This is a genomic window from Nostoc sp. ChiVER01, from assembly GCF_034531155.1.
Taxonomy (GTDB): domain Bacteria; phylum Cyanobacteriota; class Cyanobacteriia; order Cyanobacteriales; family Nostocaceae; genus Nostoc.
Genome location: NZ_JAVRBS010000003.1, coordinates 452,036 through 468,772, shown reverse-complemented (window position 1 = coordinate 468,772; position 16,737 = coordinate 452,036). Strand labels below are relative to the sequence as shown.

Annotated in this window: 16 protein-coding genes; 5 read left to right on the top strand and 11 right to left on the bottom strand. The window is 40.7% G+C overall.

Features of this window, described 5'->3' with window-relative positions; all coding sequences use genetic code 11:
- Nucleotides 1-105: 105 nt before the first annotated feature.
- Nucleotides 106-1,083, bottom strand: coding sequence for a sucrase ferredoxin (locus tag RMY00_RS06640; RefSeq protein ID WP_322646773.1), 978 nt, complete (start codon nt 1,081-1,083; stop codon nt 106-108).
- 1,149 nt (nt 1,084-2,232) lie between these two features.
- Here RMY00_RS06640 and RMY00_RS06635 point away from each other — a divergent pair.
- Complete coding sequence (locus RMY00_RS06635) at nt 2,233-2,985, top strand: Mut7-C RNAse domain-containing protein (protein WP_322646810.1); 753 nt, start codon at nt 2,233-2,235, stop codon at nt 2,983-2,985.
- Nucleotides 2,986-3,002: 17 nt separating this feature from the next.
- Here RMY00_RS06635 and RMY00_RS06630 read toward each other — a convergent pair whose 3' ends face one another.
- Nucleotides 3,003-3,221, bottom strand: a complete 219-nt coding sequence (locus tag RMY00_RS06630) for a hypothetical protein (RefSeq protein ID WP_322646772.1) — start codon at nt 3,219-3,221, stop codon at nt 3,003-3,005.
- 100 nt (nt 3,222-3,321) lie between these two features.
- Between RMY00_RS06630 and RMY00_RS06625 the strand changes: the two genes are divergently transcribed.
- Together RMY00_RS06625 and RMY00_RS06620 are read left to right on the top strand one after the other, a co-directional pair.
- Nucleotides 3,322-4,305, top strand: a complete 984-nt coding sequence (locus RMY00_RS06625; RefSeq protein ID WP_322646771.1) for an ROK family protein — start codon at nt 3,322-3,324, stop codon at nt 4,303-4,305.
- Between the two features lie 16 nt (nt 4,306-4,321).
- Complete coding sequence (locus RMY00_RS06620) at nt 4,322-4,960, top strand: HAD family hydrolase (RefSeq protein WP_322646770.1); 639 nt, start codon at nt 4,322-4,324, stop codon at nt 4,958-4,960.
- A gap of 53 nt (nt 4,961-5,013) precedes the next feature.
- Here RMY00_RS06620 and proB read toward each other — a convergent pair whose 3' ends face one another.
- The 7 genes from proB to RMY00_RS06585 form a co-directional block, all read right to left on the bottom strand.
- On the bottom strand, nt 5,014-6,123 hold the full coding sequence (proB, locus tag RMY00_RS06615) for a glutamate 5-kinase (protein WP_322646769.1): 1,110 nt from the start codon (nt 6,121-6,123) through the stop codon (nt 5,014-5,016).
- Nucleotides 6,124-6,396: 273 nt separating this feature from the next.
- Nucleotides 6,397-6,936 (bottom strand): YqeG family HAD IIIA-type phosphatase, encoded by a 540-nt coding sequence (locus tag RMY00_RS06610; RefSeq protein ID WP_322646768.1) that lies wholly within the window; start codon nt 6,934-6,936, stop codon nt 6,397-6,399.
- Between the two features lie 53 nt (nt 6,937-6,989).
- Nucleotides 6,990-7,616, bottom strand: coding sequence for a hypothetical protein (locus RMY00_RS06605; protein ID WP_322646809.1), 627 nt, complete (start codon nt 7,614-7,616; stop codon nt 6,990-6,992).
- Between the two features lie 275 nt (nt 7,617-7,891).
- Nucleotides 7,892-8,464, bottom strand: coding sequence for a DUF3727 domain-containing protein (locus RMY00_RS06600; protein WP_322646767.1), 573 nt, complete (start codon nt 8,462-8,464; stop codon nt 7,892-7,894).
- A gap of 146 nt (nt 8,465-8,610) precedes the next feature.
- The gene (gene ruvX, locus RMY00_RS06595; protein WP_322646766.1) at nt 8,611-9,087 is read right to left on the bottom strand and encodes a Holliday junction resolvase RuvX; all 477 of its coding nucleotides are present in this window, start codon (nt 9,085-9,087) and stop codon (nt 8,611-8,613) included.
- Nucleotides 9,088-9,089: 2 nt separating this feature from the next.
- On the bottom strand, nt 9,090-10,328 hold the full coding sequence (locus RMY00_RS06590) for a GNAT family N-acetyltransferase (protein ID WP_322646765.1): 1,239 nt from the start codon (nt 10,326-10,328) through the stop codon (nt 9,090-9,092).
- Between the two features lie 234 nt (nt 10,329-10,562).
- Nucleotides 10,563-10,769, bottom strand: a complete 207-nt coding sequence (locus tag RMY00_RS06585) for a hypothetical protein (RefSeq protein ID WP_229457894.1) — start codon at nt 10,767-10,769, stop codon at nt 10,563-10,565.
- A 639-nt stretch (nt 10,770-11,408) separates the two neighbouring features.
- On the opposite strand from RMY00_RS06585, the gene RMY00_RS06580 reads away from it, so the two are divergent.
- Both RMY00_RS06580 and RMY00_RS06575 read left to right on the top strand, forming a co-directional pair.
- Nucleotides 11,409-12,478 (top strand): ISKra4 family transposase gene (locus RMY00_RS06580; protein ID WP_322646764.1). Its coding sequence is split into 2 segments (ribosomal slippage): nt 11,409-11,565 and nt 11,565-12,478, totalling 1,071 coding nucleotides; the frame shifts between segments, so codons are not numbered across the junction.
- 465 nt (nt 12,479-12,943) lie between these two features.
- Nucleotides 12,944-13,546, top strand: a complete 603-nt coding sequence (locus RMY00_RS06575) for a hypothetical protein (protein WP_322646763.1) — start codon at nt 12,944-12,946, stop codon at nt 13,544-13,546.
- Between the two features lie 334 nt (nt 13,547-13,880).
- Here RMY00_RS06575 and RMY00_RS06570 read toward each other — a convergent pair whose 3' ends face one another.
- Complete coding sequence (locus tag RMY00_RS06570; protein ID WP_322646808.1) at nt 13,881-14,372, bottom strand: hypothetical protein; 492 nt, start codon at nt 14,370-14,372, stop codon at nt 13,881-13,883.
- 174 nt (nt 14,373-14,546) lie between these two features.
- Nucleotides 14,547-16,703, bottom strand: a complete 2,157-nt coding sequence (locus RMY00_RS06565; protein ID WP_322646762.1) for a pentapeptide repeat-containing protein — start codon at nt 16,701-16,703, stop codon at nt 14,547-14,549.
- Nucleotides 16,704-16,737 lie beyond the last annotated feature (34 nt).

The window sequence follows — 16,737 nt, the reverse complement described above, 5'->3', positions numbered from 1 at the left end:
AGAGATTTTGTTACGAATTTGTGCAGCGTTATACTAAATACAGTAAGACTCCGCGTACCTCTGCGCTTCCCTTTGCGTTCCTCTGCGTTTAAAACCTCTCCTTTTTTAAGTACTATAACTCATCACCTTACTAGAAGTAACCCAAAGACTACCGACAGCATATTTAGTAACTACCAACTCTCGTGTAGCATTGCATGAACTCTTCAGTTGTTGAGTTTTGGTTTCATCTCTCACAAGTTTAGCCTGATAAGTGTAGAGAGAACCAGAAGGTTGTTCAAAACTTAGCTCACCCAGAATAGTATTATTATCTAAACTTTGCTCTAAAATTTTGCCTGCAACTTTGTAATTAAACCAATCCCATCCATTACAAAGCATTAGTTCTCTTTCCAAAACCTGAAGTACAGCAGGCAGAATTCCCCAGCCTCGATAAACTTTATTTAAGCATTGAATATCGCCAGTACGAGTCAAAATCGATCTAAATGAATCTATATCTATACGACCGTAATATCTTCCTTCTGGCAAGTCTATAATTGTTGGTGCAAACCGATGTCCGCCAAAGTGCGATGATTTCCAAATTCGCACATTATCCAAGCACAAATCAGCGTTCCTTGATGTTACATTGAAGTAAAAGGGAGCGCCATATCTGGCACAACATTTATCATGGCTACCGTGGGTACAAACTAAAATATCTTTAGTTGTACTCGTTTCTACCTCAGAATTAGAACTGATACCCCATAACCATTTTTGGACAACTGCTGCTACTTGCTCAATATTTAGTAGCTTAAACTCTTTTTTATGATATCCATTACTTAGCCCTTCTTTTTTTTGATAAATCAACAGGGTAGTGTGGTTTACTTTGTGTGATTGATCATTGGCAATTAAGAGGAATCTAATCGGTAGTTTTGCACGCTTCACTTCCTCTACCAAAACCCTCAAATTTTGGGGTACCCATTTGGAATTAAAAGCTTCTGACGTCCAAGGTAAAGGACACTCAACTAAAACATAAGTTTGAGAATTGGTGGCGCTACCAATAACATCTTCTCCTACTTGCTGTGAATCGTCAGAACAAAAAAAAGTATTCATCTCGCTGTACTCATTAGCGTATTTTATGGACGAAAGGTATTACAAAATACAATTGTGTTCCTAGTTACAATATCCTTGGCTAAAAGAGATAATAAAAAAGAACAATATTTATTTCCTAGTTAAAACTAGGTATCCACTTTATAACATCATTACTGATCGAGGTCTTTCCGGTTAATAAAGTCTCCACAATAGACATAAACAGCATCAAAATAGATTTTTCCGTATGCGCGGCGTTAGTTTTGTATCTATTTTTATTGTTATTTGGTATCTTATAAATTTTCACTTGCTGAAGCTCGGCTTTTCTGAAGTTGGTTTCTTTCGCAAAATCAAATATGTTCAATCTTTTGCGTAGATGCATTCGCGCAGCGTCTCCAAGAGTTGCAGCTTGTCGTCAGACATCGCTTGGAGAGTAACAGGCAATCAACTTGCTTACAATATAGATGTAGCTGATATTACAATCAAAAATATTGCTAGCAGCAACATAGTTATTTAAAGTTTTGCTGAATTTTTTTATATAGCTAGTTACAGTTGTTTTTACATATTTACATATAAAGATATAATTTTATGTTGTTTTTGTTTAATCATATTCCTAAAAGTAGATGCGAGAACACCTGAAAAACAGGTAACAATTTGGTAACCCAATACTGTTTTAAAACTTTTTATCTGCTTTTAATGTATTTATCCATCATATTGCAAATAATTCTCAATTAGCTCAGAAAAAATAAAGACAATTACATTAGGGGTAAATGCTTTGTGCCCCGTACTTAATGCACGATAAGTTAATGAGTAAAACTAGTGACTAATTATTAGCAGCGTCACTAACATCAACATTAACGAACCTGGTATATTTACCTTTTATCTAATCTAACTTCCTGAAGCTTATGTCAGGGTTTGATTATATGCCTCTACTTTGACTGTAACTGAACTCAATAATAAATGCAAGTATTTGAGAATCCTTCTAATTCTCTTATCGTTTATTGCCTCTAGAAGGTTGCTTAAATCAAGGTCAATGCTTATTTGATAGTGGAGATAGCTGACTTGAACAAGTATTGATTCTTTCAATACAATAGATAAAGTTTTGTAAGTGTGACAAATTGTTGACAGTAAGGGTAGAGTTATGTGCCCCTATTAATTCTAAGATTTTTAAGTATGGCGATCGCATATTTCTTTTTTCATGGAGAATTGAATCATTTTTTACCACGGCATCATAAGCAGGTGAAAATTTCCCACTTTTTTGAGGAGAGAGCCTCAATTAAGGACATGATTGAATCGTTGGGTATCCCTCATCCAGAAGTTGCTTTTATCAATGTTAATGGTGAATATGTAAATTTTTCTTACATAGTTTCGGATGGAGATACTATTAATGTTTATCCAATTTCTGCTAGGGGTACTATTATAGCAAAGGTTTCTGTTATTCCAGAACCGCTCAGTATTATCCGCTTTGTTTTAGATATTCATTTGGGGAAGCTGGCGACATCTCTACGACTTTTAGGTTTTGATACTTTATACCGTAATGACTACGAGGATGAGAAATTAGCCGAGATATCCTATAGCCAAGCAAGGATTCTCTTGACTCGTGATAAGGGTTTATTAATGCGTAGTTTGGTAACGCATGGGTATTACGTTAGAAATACCAACCCTCAAGAACAAATCTTGGAAGTCCTACAACGCTACGATTTGTTCAAATTAATCTCACCATTTAAACGGTGTTTGCGTTGCAATGGATTATTAGAACCTGTAGATAAGCAATCCATCGTTGACAAGCTACCAGAAATAGTGCGATCGCAGGTTGATGTGTTCCAGCGTTGCAAAGACTGCGATCGCATTTATTGGAAAGGTTCGCATTATGAACGATTGCAACAGTTTATTGACAAAGTACTCAACTCACAAAACAGTGAGTAACTTAGTAATGGCAATATTTAGCTACCTGAAATATTGGCACTAATTATTTGACTACCCCCAATTCTAGGATCTTCATCTTCGTTATTTAAATCATCAGGAGTGGGGTTTTGCTTACTCTCTCCGGTTACTTCTTCAGGTTCAATGGGATCTGTTTCTTGAGCTTTATCAATATCAAGAGAGACAGGAGTTTCTTTCGCTTGAGAGAAATCGATAAGTGGATTGGGTTCGGAAGTCATGAGTTGCTAAATTATACAGTTTTCTTTAGTGTTGAATTTATTTTGCTTACAAACATCTTTCTTGAGAAATAAACTACCTATTATATAAAGATAAAAAACAATGACATTAATTTTAGCTCTCGATTTTGGCGGAACTAAATTGGCGGCAGCAACGGTAAATGTCGGTTCTAGAAAGTGGTTGCGTTATGAACGCCGTCTCTCGCCAGCGAATGCAAATGCTAGTACTGACTTGGAAATTATGCGATCGCTAATATACTCTCTGTTAGAAGACACAAAACCTGCTGCGATCGGTGTCAGCTTTGGCGGCCCTGTAGATTCTTCCACGGGGACGGTGCGACTATCTCATCATGTGGCTGGATGGGAAAATATTCCGCTTAAAGGATTGTTGGAGGAGGAGTTTAGCATTCCTGTTGGTGTAGATAATGATGCTAACGTTGCTGCTTTGGGTGAACATCGTTTTGGTGCAGGACAGGGGTACGATAGCCTGTTTTATATAACTGTCAGCACTGGCGTGGGTGGTGGTTGGATACTCAACGGGCAGCCTTGGCGCGGTACTGGTGGGATGGCTGGGGAAATTGGACATATAGTTGTAGATCCTGCTGGGCCAGTTTGTTTGTGTGGGAAGCGGGGATGTGTGGAACGTTTGGCTTCGGGGCCTTATATGGCGCAAAATGTTAGGGAAATATTGGAGAAGGAACCGCCAAGTCGCCAAGTACGCCAAGGAGGAGAAGTGTTGAGGGGTTTGGTGGGGGATGATTTAACGTTGTTGACGGGGCAGTTGGTAAGTGAGGCGGCGGCGGCTGGAGATAATTTGGCGAAAGAAGTTTTGCATAAGGCTGCTTGGGCGCTGGGTGTGGGTATTGGCAATGTGGCGAACTTGATGAATCCGCAGCGCTTTGTGTTGGGAGGCGGTGTGACGAAGGCAGGGAAGGATTTTTGGCAGGTGGTGCATCAAGTGGCGCGGGAGACGGCTTTACCAGAAGTTAATTTTGAAATTGTGTCGGCGATTTTGGGGGATGATGCGCCGTTGTGGGGCGGTGTAGCGATCGCTTTGCTCGCAAATCCCCAATTTGCAAATGAGTGAGGCGTGGAGCGTATAAATGCAAACAGAATTAATTATTTTTGATTGTGATGGAGTATTAGTAGACAGTGAGAAATTAGGCAATCGCGTTCTTGTGGAATTTGTCGCTGAGTTTGGACTTGCAATGAAACTTGAAGAAGCTATTTTGTTATTTAAGGGTTGCAAAATGGCTGATTGTGTCGCTGTTATTGAGCAAAAACTTGGAAAAAAGATGCCACAAGATTTTGTAACTCAGCTTCGTACCCGTACTGCTGAGGCATTTGAGCGTGAACTACGTCCTGTAGAAGGAATAGAAGCAGCTTTAGACAAGATTAATCTACCTATTTGCGTTGCTTCCAGTGGCCCACCAGAAAAAATCAAGTTAGCTTTGCGTGTAACTAACCTACTGCCTCGATTTGAAGGACGTATTTTTAGCTCATATAAAATTCAAAGCTGGAAGCCAGCACCTGACTTATTCTTATATGTGGCTAAAAATATGGGAGTTCAACCTGCATCCTGTACGGTTGTAGAAGATAGCGTTTTGGGTGTACGTGCAGGTGTTGCTGCTGGTATGAGAGTTTTTGGTTACACCGAGCAAAGTCAAACCGCTCTACTTGAGGCATCTGGAGCGCGTGTCTTTTACTCTATGTACCAACTGCCTTCTTTATTATACTATTAAACTTATAATTATAAGTTTAATTTAAATATTACGAAATTTATCTTATTTCCATCCTAAATCAAAACCAAATTATCCCGGTGAATCACGGTTTCCACACCCGCATAGCCTAAAATTGCGGAAATTTCCCGCGAATGACAGCCGCGAATCTTTTGCAATTCATCGCTGTTGTAATTTACAAGTCCTCTAGCAATTTCGTTACCGTTGTTATCACACAATTGCACTGCATCCTGTGTGCGAAACTCTCCTTCTACTACTTTAATTCCAGCTGCTAATAACGATTTTCCTCCTAGAGAAATTGCCGCGATCGCACCTTCATCTAAATACAATTTACCCGCAGGTAAAAGTCCGTAAGCTATCCAACGTTTACGTGCTGAAGTTGGTTCAGGTTGCGGTTCAAAATGCGTCCCAATCAGTTCACCTTGGATAATTTTTTCTATATTCTGGGGAAATCGCCCTTGGGTAATTACGGTACGAACTCCAGCCGCGATCGCAATTCTCGCAGCCGAAATTTTTGTCACCATACCGCCAGTACCCCACTGAGAACCTTGAGAACCTGTTTGTATTTGTAATTGAGCTAATTCTTTAATGCTACTCACTAAAGCGATCGGCCGCGCATCTGGTACGGAACGCGGATCGGCTGAGTACAATCTATCGACATCGGTAAGCAAAAATAGCCAATCTGCTTCTACTAGGCTGGCAACTAATGCCGAAAGGGTGTCATTATCACCAAATTTTAGTTCATCTATGGCTACGGTATCATTTTCATTGACTATCGGGATAACTCCCAGCCCCAATAGTTCCTGAAAAGTATTGTAGGCGTTGAGATAGCGGCTGCGTTGTACTAAGTCGCTGCGAGTCAATAATACTTGAGCGATCGCTTGTTGCAGAGTAGTAAATAAATCATCGTATATCCGAATTAATCTGCCTTGCCCAACTGCTGCTACAGCCTGTTTTAGTGCGATCGCTTTGGGACGTTCAGTTAAGCCCAACCGCGCACAACCCACTCCTACAGCCCCAGAAGAAACCAAAATCACCCGGTGTCCTTGGCGTTTTAAATAACAGAGTGTTTCTGCCAAGGTAGCGATGGTAGAAAGTGCTAATTGTCCCGTTTCTGGTTGAGTTAGGCTCGAAGTACCGATTTTGACAACAATTGTTTTAGTCATTGGTCATTGGTCATTGGTCATTGGTCATTTGTCATTAGTTATTGGTCATTAGTAACTGACGAATGACAACGGACAAATGACAAATGACTAAAGAAATTGTAAAGCGCCAATCCTTCTATAGTGAAGGCTGACGCTTTACGGGTTTATATTTATTTTGTATACTGTAGGGTCTTTTTTGGCTGACCCCATGTTATTAATAGTTATAATCCCCGATTTTTGGATTCCAATAAGATTCTTTAACCATTTCTTTAGATTTACTTTCCTGACGATTTGTCAACTTTTGTGAATCTTGCTTCTCTTGGGGGTAATAGAGGCTCCAAGTATTTCAGATATCCAAACTTCAAAGTTGCGAACAGGATGAGAGCGCAGGGCTGCGTCTGCATGGACAATCGGTTCAACTAGAATGGTAAACATCCCCAAGCGATTACCTGCTATAACATCGGTAAATAAGCGATCGCCTACCATCCCCACTTGATGCACTGGTAGATCCATTCCCCTGAGTGCTGCTCTAATTTTGCGTCGGGAGGGCTTGGCTGCACCTAAGTAATAAGGTAGGTTGAGCGATCGCGCAATTCCACCAATTCGCGCTTCACTCAGATTGTTACTCACTAAACACAATGCAGTACAGGAGCGAATTTGCTCTACCCAATCTTGTAGTTCTGGGGAAGCCAGCCCTACTCTAAAGGGTACTAAGGTTTCATCTACATCCAATACCAGCCCCTTCAGTCCGTATTTTTGGATAATATCTGGTGTTAGGTTCAACACTGAACCTTCTAAAATCAAGTCAGGCTGTAAAAGATTGTTCCAGGCCATAGTCAATAGTCAAATTTAAATAGCTCAGACAAATGAGCATAACCTAATATAGTTTAGTTAGTCGAACTCGATTCTGGGATATCTCCTTGAACACTTTGAGATAAAATCCCTAAAATCTTATCTATCTCTTTGATGTAATAATTATTCAAATCAATAAATATATCGTTCTCTTCTAACTTTAAAAACTTCCAAATATCCCCCGTCGTTACCGCGCCATAAATTTTTCTAATATCATTTCCTTCTTGTTGATTAAACAATTGTGCTGCCAACATTGTTGCTGCACATTGACCTAATCCACTTTTAATATTTTCATTTTTCGCTTCAATAATAACCACTACAGGCACATTAATTGTTAGTTGCTCTTTAGCACGGCTGATGATAAAATCACAATAGCCATTTAGACCTTTTTCAGCATCTACATTAAAATCTGTTCCTGAAAATAAACTAATTGGATAATTAGCCCTACGTCTTACCTCCAACAATATTGGAATGATAATCATTTCTGAACGAGCTTTTTCAGTATTAATTGCTAAAGCCAGTTCTGCCGTTTCTTCCAAAGAATTTATGAGTTTCTCGCTTGGCTGTAAAGGTTCTATGTCGGCACATAAATCAGTTTCTTCATCAATGTGGATGCTAAATGACTTTTTAAATTTACTTAATGTAAAGTCGCTATAAGCCATTTTCAGCACCTCATCCCAATTTTTGATTTTGCGGAAAGTTGTAAGAAGGGTTTCCTCCTGTGGCAAACTTTTAAAGATGATAATGGAATTAAAATCCCTAGCAAAATGCTTTTTTCAGAATCTTAAACAATACTAACTGTCCCAATTTAATGTCAATAATTCATTGCTTCCACATTAAATGGGACATGGTAAAAGGTTTAGCTAGATTTTGATTACAATGAAAACTTTCAATTAAAAAATTCAAAATGAAAACGTTACATTTTGAATTTTTAATCTTATTCTACTTCATTAAAAAGATGTTCTTCTAACAGAGGTTGCACTTTGCGAAACTCTTCTGGAGAAAGTAATTCAGGTTCACCTGTTTTTGTTATCCGTGCAAAAAATAACAGGGGATCGAGAGGTGTATAAATTGCATACTCCTGATCTTCATCATAGAAGCTAGCGAGTAGCTGTAATTGCTCCGGATCTAAATCCGCCTCTTCATCCTCGATTTCTAAAGTGAAAAGTTCTGATTCTTCAACGGGTGGTAAATCACCTGCAACAGTCAGAGCGTAAGCTGTATTCTTTAATATCAGGTTCTGCTCAGATAACACAGCTTGGGCAGTGGCAAAAATTTGCTCAATAATCGTGTCATCTTCTACCAGAACCGCTTCTTCTTCCTCACCGTCACCTTCCCAAGAAAAAATTTCTACAGGTGAGTCTACAGGAAGAAGTAAAACGTATTCTTGTTCATCGACTTCGAGGGAATGCTCAATGTAACATTCGAGCGATCGCCCTTTATCATCGGTTAAAGTGATGGAACCCGCATGAGCGTTATCATTTTCTTCAGGAAAAGGAGAGGAAAACATAGCCGAAATGTAGAAAGAAATTTAATAAATACCAGCAAGTTTTAAAATCGCTTACCTATTTAATGACATATTATGTCAACTAAATAGCTTTATAAGTAGATAACAACTGCTGGCTAATCGTTTTCAGAATATCATGTTAAAAGGTATCAATATTCAATAGCCGCAACTGAACTGTGGGAATTAGCACGCTTAACATCGAGCCATTGTTGTAAAATCAAAGCGGCTGCCTTACGGTCAATCAAACCTTTATGGCGTGACGGGGAGCGGTTCTCAGCTATCAACAGTTGTTCTGCTTGAAATGAAGTTAATCGTTCATCCACATATTCCACAGGCAGCTTTAGTGCTTTAGCAAGTCTTGTAGTAAATTTCTGAACTTGACGCGCTTGAAATCCTAGTGAGCCATCCATTGAATAAGGTAAGCCCATCACCAGGATTTGCACCTCGCGTTCATTAACTATTTGCCGGATTTGCTCGACATCCTGCTCAAAAGATGTGCGCTCAATTGTGGTAATCCCTGTTGCAATTAAACCCGTGCGATCGCACCCTGCCACACCAATGCGCTTGCGACCAAAATCTAATCCCAACGCTGAAATAAAAGGTTTTAGTTGCTCTTGGGATATCACAATTAATTCTCCTGCTGTGCATCTGCTGATTCAGAAATCGGTGATGCTTCCATGCTAGGATTTTTTACCGAAAAGTTAATCGGTTCTGACTTGCTTGGCAGTGGTTTATCTGACGATGGCAGTTGTCCCGGTTGTATCCATGACATCCCACCTGGTATAGGTTTACGTGCTGGTTGTAAACCTTGCAGCATGTCAGTCCACTGGATTCCTTCTAAGGAGACGAATTTAGACTCCCGTAGCTTGTGCCATACAGAGCGAGACATAACTAATGTATGTTCTATGCGTTTTGCCCCAATTCGCTCCAAATATTCTTCTCGCTCTGCCTGATAGTCTGAAGAAGCAAGTTGTAACCCTTGTTGAGGAAAATCTTGGGCAATACGAGCTAGCTGAGATAATAATTCTGGATACAGCCAAGTATAAGCAGGATGAACCGTCAGCGTTGCAACGTGGGGAACTTCACCCTTACGGTCAAGTTGCACCTGAAAATAGCCGATCGCAGCTTTGCGTTGCGGTTCAAATACGTAACCACTCACTACTTCTGTTTTGCTTACCCATTGCATTACTGCATCAGTTAAAGCACCAAACAAACTGGTTTTAAAGTCGCGGGTATTACGGTCAAAAACCTGACGAACCAAAGGTGGCATAGATGCCGTATCTAGTTGATATAGCAACTGGGCATCAGCATTACTTACTGGCAGAAGGTTTGGTAAGTCTGGCTCTGCTTGTGCTAATTCAGCCAGTAATTCTGGCCCAATTTCCCAGTACGTCATTTCTGCCAGACGCTGGAATCCATTTTGCCGATATAGCGCCAGCGCCTCTATGTCATTAATATTAACTTCCAGTAACCAAGTCCGAGCTTCCAGAATCGATTCAAAGCAATGACGCAAAAGTTGTGAACCAGTTCCTTGTTTATCGATACCACGCTCTAACAGCACTTGATCGATGCGCCAAGTGCTGCGTGTCCGGTTAAAGGGTGACACTTGAATCATCCCTAGAAGCATCCGTCCTTGCTCTGCTATGTAGGCACAGAGACGATACTGTAGCGGGTTAGGAAACCAACTCAAAAATTTGAGTAATCCATACCAGCGACGCAGCATGAGCATCTGGCTGATGGCAAAACCTGCTCCCTTGGGAGTGAGGGCTGAGAATGACTCTTGAGTTATGCGCTCGATTCCGTCCAGATCCCGGAATTGGACTGGTCGGATAACAACGCTGAGGTTTCTGGGAAGTAATGAAGTCATTTTTATTCGAGCCGCTATTTAGCCTTAACTAACTGCTCTTCAAAGGAACTGCTGCAATAGCAATAAAATAATATTAACTGCTTTTTGCCCCTTACTATTGCGCCAAAAGGGTGATTTTAGTAACTTAATACTTAAAAAAGCAGAAAAAGCAGACCTTGTGAGAACACCATTGGCATTAACCCAACAACATCTGCCTTATATTTTATTGGAATTTTGATTAAAATTTGTATATTTTTATAGCCCTTGTCGAGAAACTAGCTTTTCAAAGTGGGCTTGGGTTTGATGGAGTAATTGCTGGCGACTATCTACCAGTGTTTGCTTCAGGGTTGGAACAAGATTACGAGCTTGCAGAGTCATGTGAAGTTGCAGGTTGGCGACATATTCACTGAAATCTTGATTCATTTCATCTGCGCTTGCATTCGTTAATAAATTTGATTCCATTGCCACTGTGTTCTCCTGTATTAATCCTATGCTGTCTCTCTTCATGACCAAAAACTATCACGTTGTTTGCACTAACTTCTTAATTTGCAATGAAGTTTAACGCTTCTTACAGATAGTGATCGCAGTAGGTTTGGGTTCAAGGTGGAAGATTTGCTCTCAAAAGGCAATCGCCAGAAAAGCAAACGTTTTGTCAATAAGCAATACTACTTAAAATCTCGCTATAATCAGGCTATACTATGAAATTGGAGTTGAAAACACAATTTTTGAGCAGGCGATACCTACGGCGGGCTATGCCTACGCGTAATTTTGATAGGCATCTTTTATTTTTACTCCATTGGTTCAGTACAAGAGTTAACTTCATACCTCTGCTTGTTTCAGATTGTCAGCATAATTTCTAATTGACAAAAGTAAAATCATCTTAATCTTTCACTGATGGGACGCTATTGATCCATGTAAGTGAATTCTGACAATAGTAACGCGGATTTTTACCTATGTAAGCGATCGCTTGGGTGCATCCCAGTTTTTATTCTTCCACCAAGAATAAATAAGTAAGACCAAAAGATTGTTACAGAAATATGAGGTAGGGGAGTAATTAGACACTATCAAGGGAGAATAAAGTGATCAATACTAGGTGCATCCATGACTCCCGAAGAACATCAACAGGTCATAGAATACTCTGGTGCAATAGCGAAGATACTGTACAAAAACGCCAATAGTGAGCAAATCAAAAGCTTGGCAAAGATAGAAGAAGTAGTACGTTCTCAAATGCAAGAATATGTCATGCCAGAAATAGGGGTTTTTTTATCGAAAATGTCACGGGAGAAAGCACAGGATATAAACGAAAAGTAAAAAGTATCATTGGAGAGCTACCAATTACAAGTTCTCAAGCACAAAAGCTAGAACTCTTGCCTCATAGCCAACTGAGCCCATATTTAGAAGCCTGTTGCCTCCGAACTAGCGCTTCAGTATCATATCAACGAGCGGCAGAAGATGTTAAGTATTTGACTGGGGTTGAAGTATCGAAAAGTGTTCAGCAGCGACTTGTACACCGTCAAAATTTTGAATTACCTTTATCAGAGTCAATAGTCGAAGAGTTGAGTGTAGATGGTGGAAATATTCGTATTCGTACACCAATTGGACAACCTTGTGACTGGAAAGGTTATAAAGCTGTACGTCTGCACAACTTGGCTGCTCCCGCAGCCTCGTTCCAAGAAAATAATCTTGTAGTCAATTGGGTCAACAGTCAAATTATGGCTCCTATACTGACCTGTATTGGAGATGGACATGACGGAATTTGGAATATTATTCGTGAATTTACTCCCCCTATTGAACGCCGTGAAATACTCGATTGGTTTCATCTCATGGAAAACCTACATAAAGTAGGTGGTTCAATCAAAAGAAACAACTTGGCAAAAAGTTTACTTTGGAAGGGCAAAGTAGATGAAGCAATCGCTTTATTTGCTGACTGTAAAATCAAACAAGCTCTTAATTTCTGTGTTTACATTGAGAAACATCGACACCGTATAGTCAATTACCAGTATTATCAAGCTGAACAGATTTGCTCAATTGGTTCTGGTGCTGTTGAGTCCACTGTTAAGCAGATTGATCGTCGAATTAAAATTTCTGGGGCACAATGGAAAATTGATAACGTTCCTCAAGTCCTTGCTCACCGTTGCGCCTATCTTAATGGATTAATCTTTGCTCGCTAAATAAAAAGTGGGATGCTCCCGATCGCTTTTATGTCCCAGCAAGAAACCGCTACGCCAACATCTGATGCCGAACTGCTATGACGACTCACAAAAGTGATCGCTTCTCTTTCTTGAGCAAGCCCGCAACCTCCTCCACAAATCCCCAAATTAAAAAACACGCGAAAACGCGTAGCGCTATTTTATTAATGAACTGCCTTTTTCATACAATTTATCAATAGAAATGCCAGTTTTTTTATATCTAAAACTATAAATAAAAAATGGTTCTTCGGTTCATTTTATGGAACAGAATAATAAATAAAACCTAAAGATAGCCTATATTTATTGCTGTGACTTGGTTTTCGGTTTTTGAGACTTTCTATAAAACTGCGATTTTAATGCTATACCATAAAACCAACGCAAGAACCTAAAAAATCTACTTCTAAAAATATGTCCAAAATTTTCATACTATTAATTAAATGGACACCCGTGGGTGTTGGTGCATATTTCGCATTGAGTTTTTTAATTAATAGCCAATGGATTCTAGCTGTAATTACTACAATAGTAACTTTGGGATGGGTGGGGGTTATGAACCGTATTGGAAAACGTCAACGCTTTCAGCCACTTTTCCCCGAATATGACGAAAAAGAACTTATTAGTTGGGAATCGATTGAAATATTTAATACAAGCAATAGTGAACATTTATCACTTGGTTATCCAATAGATTTCCTATGTTGGGAGATTGCCCAGAAATTGGGTTCACGAGAAGATATTGAATACCAGTATCAGGATGATATTATTACAATTAGACTAAATAACTCTTCAATTAGAGTAAATAACTCTTATAGTAACTATTTGAAAGTTTCACTAACTTTTACAGATCAAGTTGTCTTTGAAACGCAGAGGCAAGAGCAGAGCGTTAATGAAGGGACTACTACAGTTACTATTTTTAAAGTATTTCATGTAGGCACTTGGATTGACCATGTAAATAGTTTTAAAGCTAGAATTAAGCAAGTTTATGCCGAAGAGGCGGAAAAACGTCAACAAGATTACTTGCGCGATCAACAGGAGCGATTTGGAAGGATTGATTAAGACAGTGAGCATCCCCAAGCGCAATCGCACTTCTCCCACCCTTTACGAAAATGTAATAGGTTATGAAGCAGTCGCACAAGCTGCACAAACTGCCGATTCTATAAGGTAGAGAAATAGATAGTATAACTTTACGCACTCTTGTATGTATTGTGTAATGTCGGACGATCGCCCAAAACAAAACCCCCAGTAAGACTACTGGAGGTTAGTTATTTTTTGAACCATAGTCACCACTTCAAACACTTTGATAATGCTAGGAAAACAATGAGTGAGAATTTCCATTCCAGACTTGTTACTCTTTGCTCGGCAATCTTTTGGTGACTCTTTCCAATGCCCATTAAAATCTCAAACCAACACCACCTTGTACAGAGATAGCTGTACCACCGCTATCACGGTAAGCATCAAAAGCAATAATGGCGTTGCCAAAAAGTACAGTATTGCTATTTGGGATCATGTAATCAATGCCTGGTTGTAAAGCAAAACTAATTTTGTCGCCCACAGGAGAAGAACCACCACCACTAGCCAACACTAACCCAGCACCCAGGTAAGCATCAGCTTGCCAGTTAAGGGGTAAATCGTAGGAAACCGTTGGTACAATTGCCGTATTATTACCAATTAACACTTGGGCACGCAGCGAAAGTGGCGCTTCCAAAAGCTTGTAGCGACCGGCTATAACTCCCCCCAATTGGATACCATCAGTAAAACCAACAGTGGGGCCTATACCGACATAACTGCCATAGGCTACTTGCCCTTGTGCTGGTTTAGCACTTGCCAGACTCAAGACCAAGCCAGCACCCAAAACTGAAACCAAATATTGAATACACTTCATAACCAACTCCTCACACCAATCTGTCATTTGTCATTTGTCATTGGGTATTGGGCATGGGGCATTGGGCATTGGGCATTGGTTATTCGCCTTGTCTTTCTCATCTTCCCCTGCTCCCCCTGCTCCCTCTGCCTCTCCCCTCCACCTGCCCCCTGCCCCTCTGCTCCCCCTCCCATTCTACGGGCAACTAGAATGAATACCTCCTTGAGTACAAATGTATGCTATTTGCTTAGGATCTAAATTTTTGGCTTGAGAAAAATCAACCCCTTGGACTACGGCAGATACTGAGCCTAAATCTGGGGTTTGTACAAATTGATCGGCTGGATCTTGTTTAGTAGGGGCGAGAATTGCTCCTTTAAAATCTGCTCCAGCAACATTTGCCCCACGTAAATCTGCAAGACTCAGATCGGCATTTTGCAAGTTAGCGTTTTCCATCTGGGCAGAACGCAAGACAGCACCAGCTAGACGAGTGGCTCGGAGGTTAGCATTACTGAGATTAGCACGATCCAAATAGGCTCCTGATAAATCTGCCCCTTGCCAATCAGTGTTCGTTAAGTTAGCAAAGGATAATTGTGTTCCGATGGCAGTGGCGCGACCTAAACGGGCAGCGTACAGATTGGCTTCGTTCAACTTAGCGTCACCTAAATCTGCTCCAGTCAAGCTGGCTTTTTCTAAAACAGCGTTTCGCAGATCGGCTCCTACTAGTTGGGCGCTGTTGAGTTTAGCCTCATATAGACGTGCATTGGATAAGTTGGCTCTGTTGAGAGTGGCGCGGCTCAAATCGGTACGGTTCATTAAGACGCGACTGAGATTAGCATCAGTAAGATTGGCTTGCTGCAACTGAGCTTGGCTTAAATCAGCCATCACATCGTCGTAGGTATCCCAACGTCCATCTTCACCCACATCTCGAAAGCGGCTACCCTTAAAGCTGGCTTGATTAAGATTTGCAGATTTAAACTTAACTCCTGACAAATCAAGGTTGTCTAGTACCAAATTGAAGAAGGAACTTCCTGGAGTCCCGCTTTGACCTAATTGGGTGCTACTAAGGTCAACGCCCTCGATTTTCCCGCTATAAACAGAGAGAATCTTGTTAATTGTTCGCTGGTTTCTTTGTAACCGTCCTTGCCGTAATTCCCGTTCTTGGGTTGCAGTACTACCCACAGCGTCTAGTTCGCTAACCAAAAACTGATTCTTATTTTTTAATTCCGGGATGGCTTTGGGCCCGACAGTTGTCAAAGCTTGTTGAATCGTATCCAGGATGCTGGGGTTGGTTTCGCTAACCAAGAGATTCGCCAGAAATTTGATAGACTCTGGGTCATTAAGACCACCTATAGCCAAAATTGCACTTTGGCGTTGTTCATTAGTTGCCCCAGAGTTGGGAGCTAATTGTTTGACAAGTTCAAGGAACTGTTGGCTATTGATTTTCTCGGTTGCTCGCTGGGATTGTTGAATTTGGATATAAACTTGAGTACCGATTAAAGTTGCCAATACAGCAGTCATACTCGTAAGCCCTACCCCAAACAAAGTCAGATTAGGATTTTGCTGTATTCGTCGCCAGATATTGGGCGACTGATTGGTTTGGGCTGCCGCTAATTCTTCTCCCTCCTGCCATTCTTCTGCTTCATCATTACCATCAGCAGACTGAGCTTGTTTGTTATTAGCTAAGAGTGAGGATGGCAAGGGGCGAGTCGCATCTATTGTATAAGTGCCTGCAAGTTGATCATGCAATGCGCGACGACCCCGGCGCGACGGTAAGCCTATCCCTTCACCGACAATCATTAACAAAGATAAAAATGTGAATAATCCTAAATTAGGAAAAGCAAAGCTGTAGCGCCACAGCAGATAGGCGATGGAAACGGGTACAGTCCAACGCCCAACTCCTTCTCTAATCACCACTGCCCCTAAACCAGGTGGTTTTCCTTGCCCGTTGACAACCCGCACTTTTAACCAACGTTTAGGAATTGTGCTACCAGTCTTAGCCAGTAAATACAATTGCCACCATGAGAGAGTTACAGGTGCTAACAGGGCGATTGTCCACAAAATATTAGTCGGCCATGCCACGTTACGGATGCCATAGCTAACAGGTAGAGCCAGGGGTCTAGCGATCGCTCTTTCTGTAACTACCAACACGGGGTTAAGGGGTACTCGGTTTAAATCGCTTCTAGAATCGGCATAGACACCAATGCCGAAGGGAATCAACCCACTTGTAACCACTAGTGTAATTTCAGCCGCCCAAGCAGCAAACCGCCTACTTGCTAGTAGCAGCGAATTAGCTCTTTCTGGTTGTTTAGATTGACCAGATTGATTACTTCTTTTAACAATTGGTGTCGTCATCGCATAATTTCCTTTGACATTATTTATACGCCGC

Coding starts and splice junctions, on each gene's coding strand:
- RMY00_RS06620 (WP_322646770.1), top strand. CDS start 4,322: ATGCAAACAGAATTAATTATTTTTGATTGTGATGGAGTATTAGTAGAC.
- proB (WP_322646769.1), bottom strand. CDS start 6,123: ATGACTAAAACAATTGTTGTCAAAATCGGTACTTCGAGCCTAACTCAA.
- RMY00_RS06610 (WP_322646768.1), bottom strand. CDS start 6,936: ATGGCCTGGAACAATCTTTTACAGCCTGACTTGATTTTAGAAGGTTCA.
- RMY00_RS06640 (WP_322646773.1), bottom strand. CDS start 1,083: ATGAATACTTTTTTTTGTTCTGACGATTCACAGCAAGTAGGAGAAGAT.
- RMY00_RS06600 (WP_322646767.1), bottom strand. CDS start 8,464: ATGTTTTCCTCTCCTTTTCCTGAAGAAAATGATAACGCTCATGCGGGT.
- RMY00_RS06570 (WP_322646808.1), bottom strand. CDS start 14,372: ATGAAGTGTATTCAATATTTGGTTTCAGTTTTGGGTGCTGGCTTGGTC.
- RMY00_RS06585 (WP_229457894.1), bottom strand. CDS start 10,769: ATGGAATCAAATTTATTAACGAATGCAAGCGCAGATGAAATGAATCAA.
- RMY00_RS06630 (WP_322646772.1), bottom strand. CDS start 3,221: ATGACTTCCGAACCCAATCCACTTATCGATTTCTCTCAAGCGAAAGAA.
- RMY00_RS06590 (WP_322646765.1), bottom strand. CDS start 10,328: ATGACTTCATTACTTCCCAGAAACCTCAGCGTTGTTATCCGACCAGTC.
- RMY00_RS06565 (WP_322646762.1), bottom strand. CDS start 16,703: ATGACGACACCAATTGTTAAAAGAAGTAATCAATCTGGTCAATCTAAA.
- RMY00_RS06625 (WP_322646771.1), top strand. CDS start 3,322: ATGACATTAATTTTAGCTCTCGATTTTGGCGGAACTAAATTGGCGGCA.
- RMY00_RS06635 (WP_322646810.1), top strand. CDS start 2,233: ATGGCGATCGCATATTTCTTTTTTCATGGAGAATTGAATCATTTTTTA.
- RMY00_RS06605 (WP_322646809.1), bottom strand. CDS start 7,616: ATGGCTTATAGCGACTTTACATTAAGTAAATTTAAAAAGTCATTTAGC.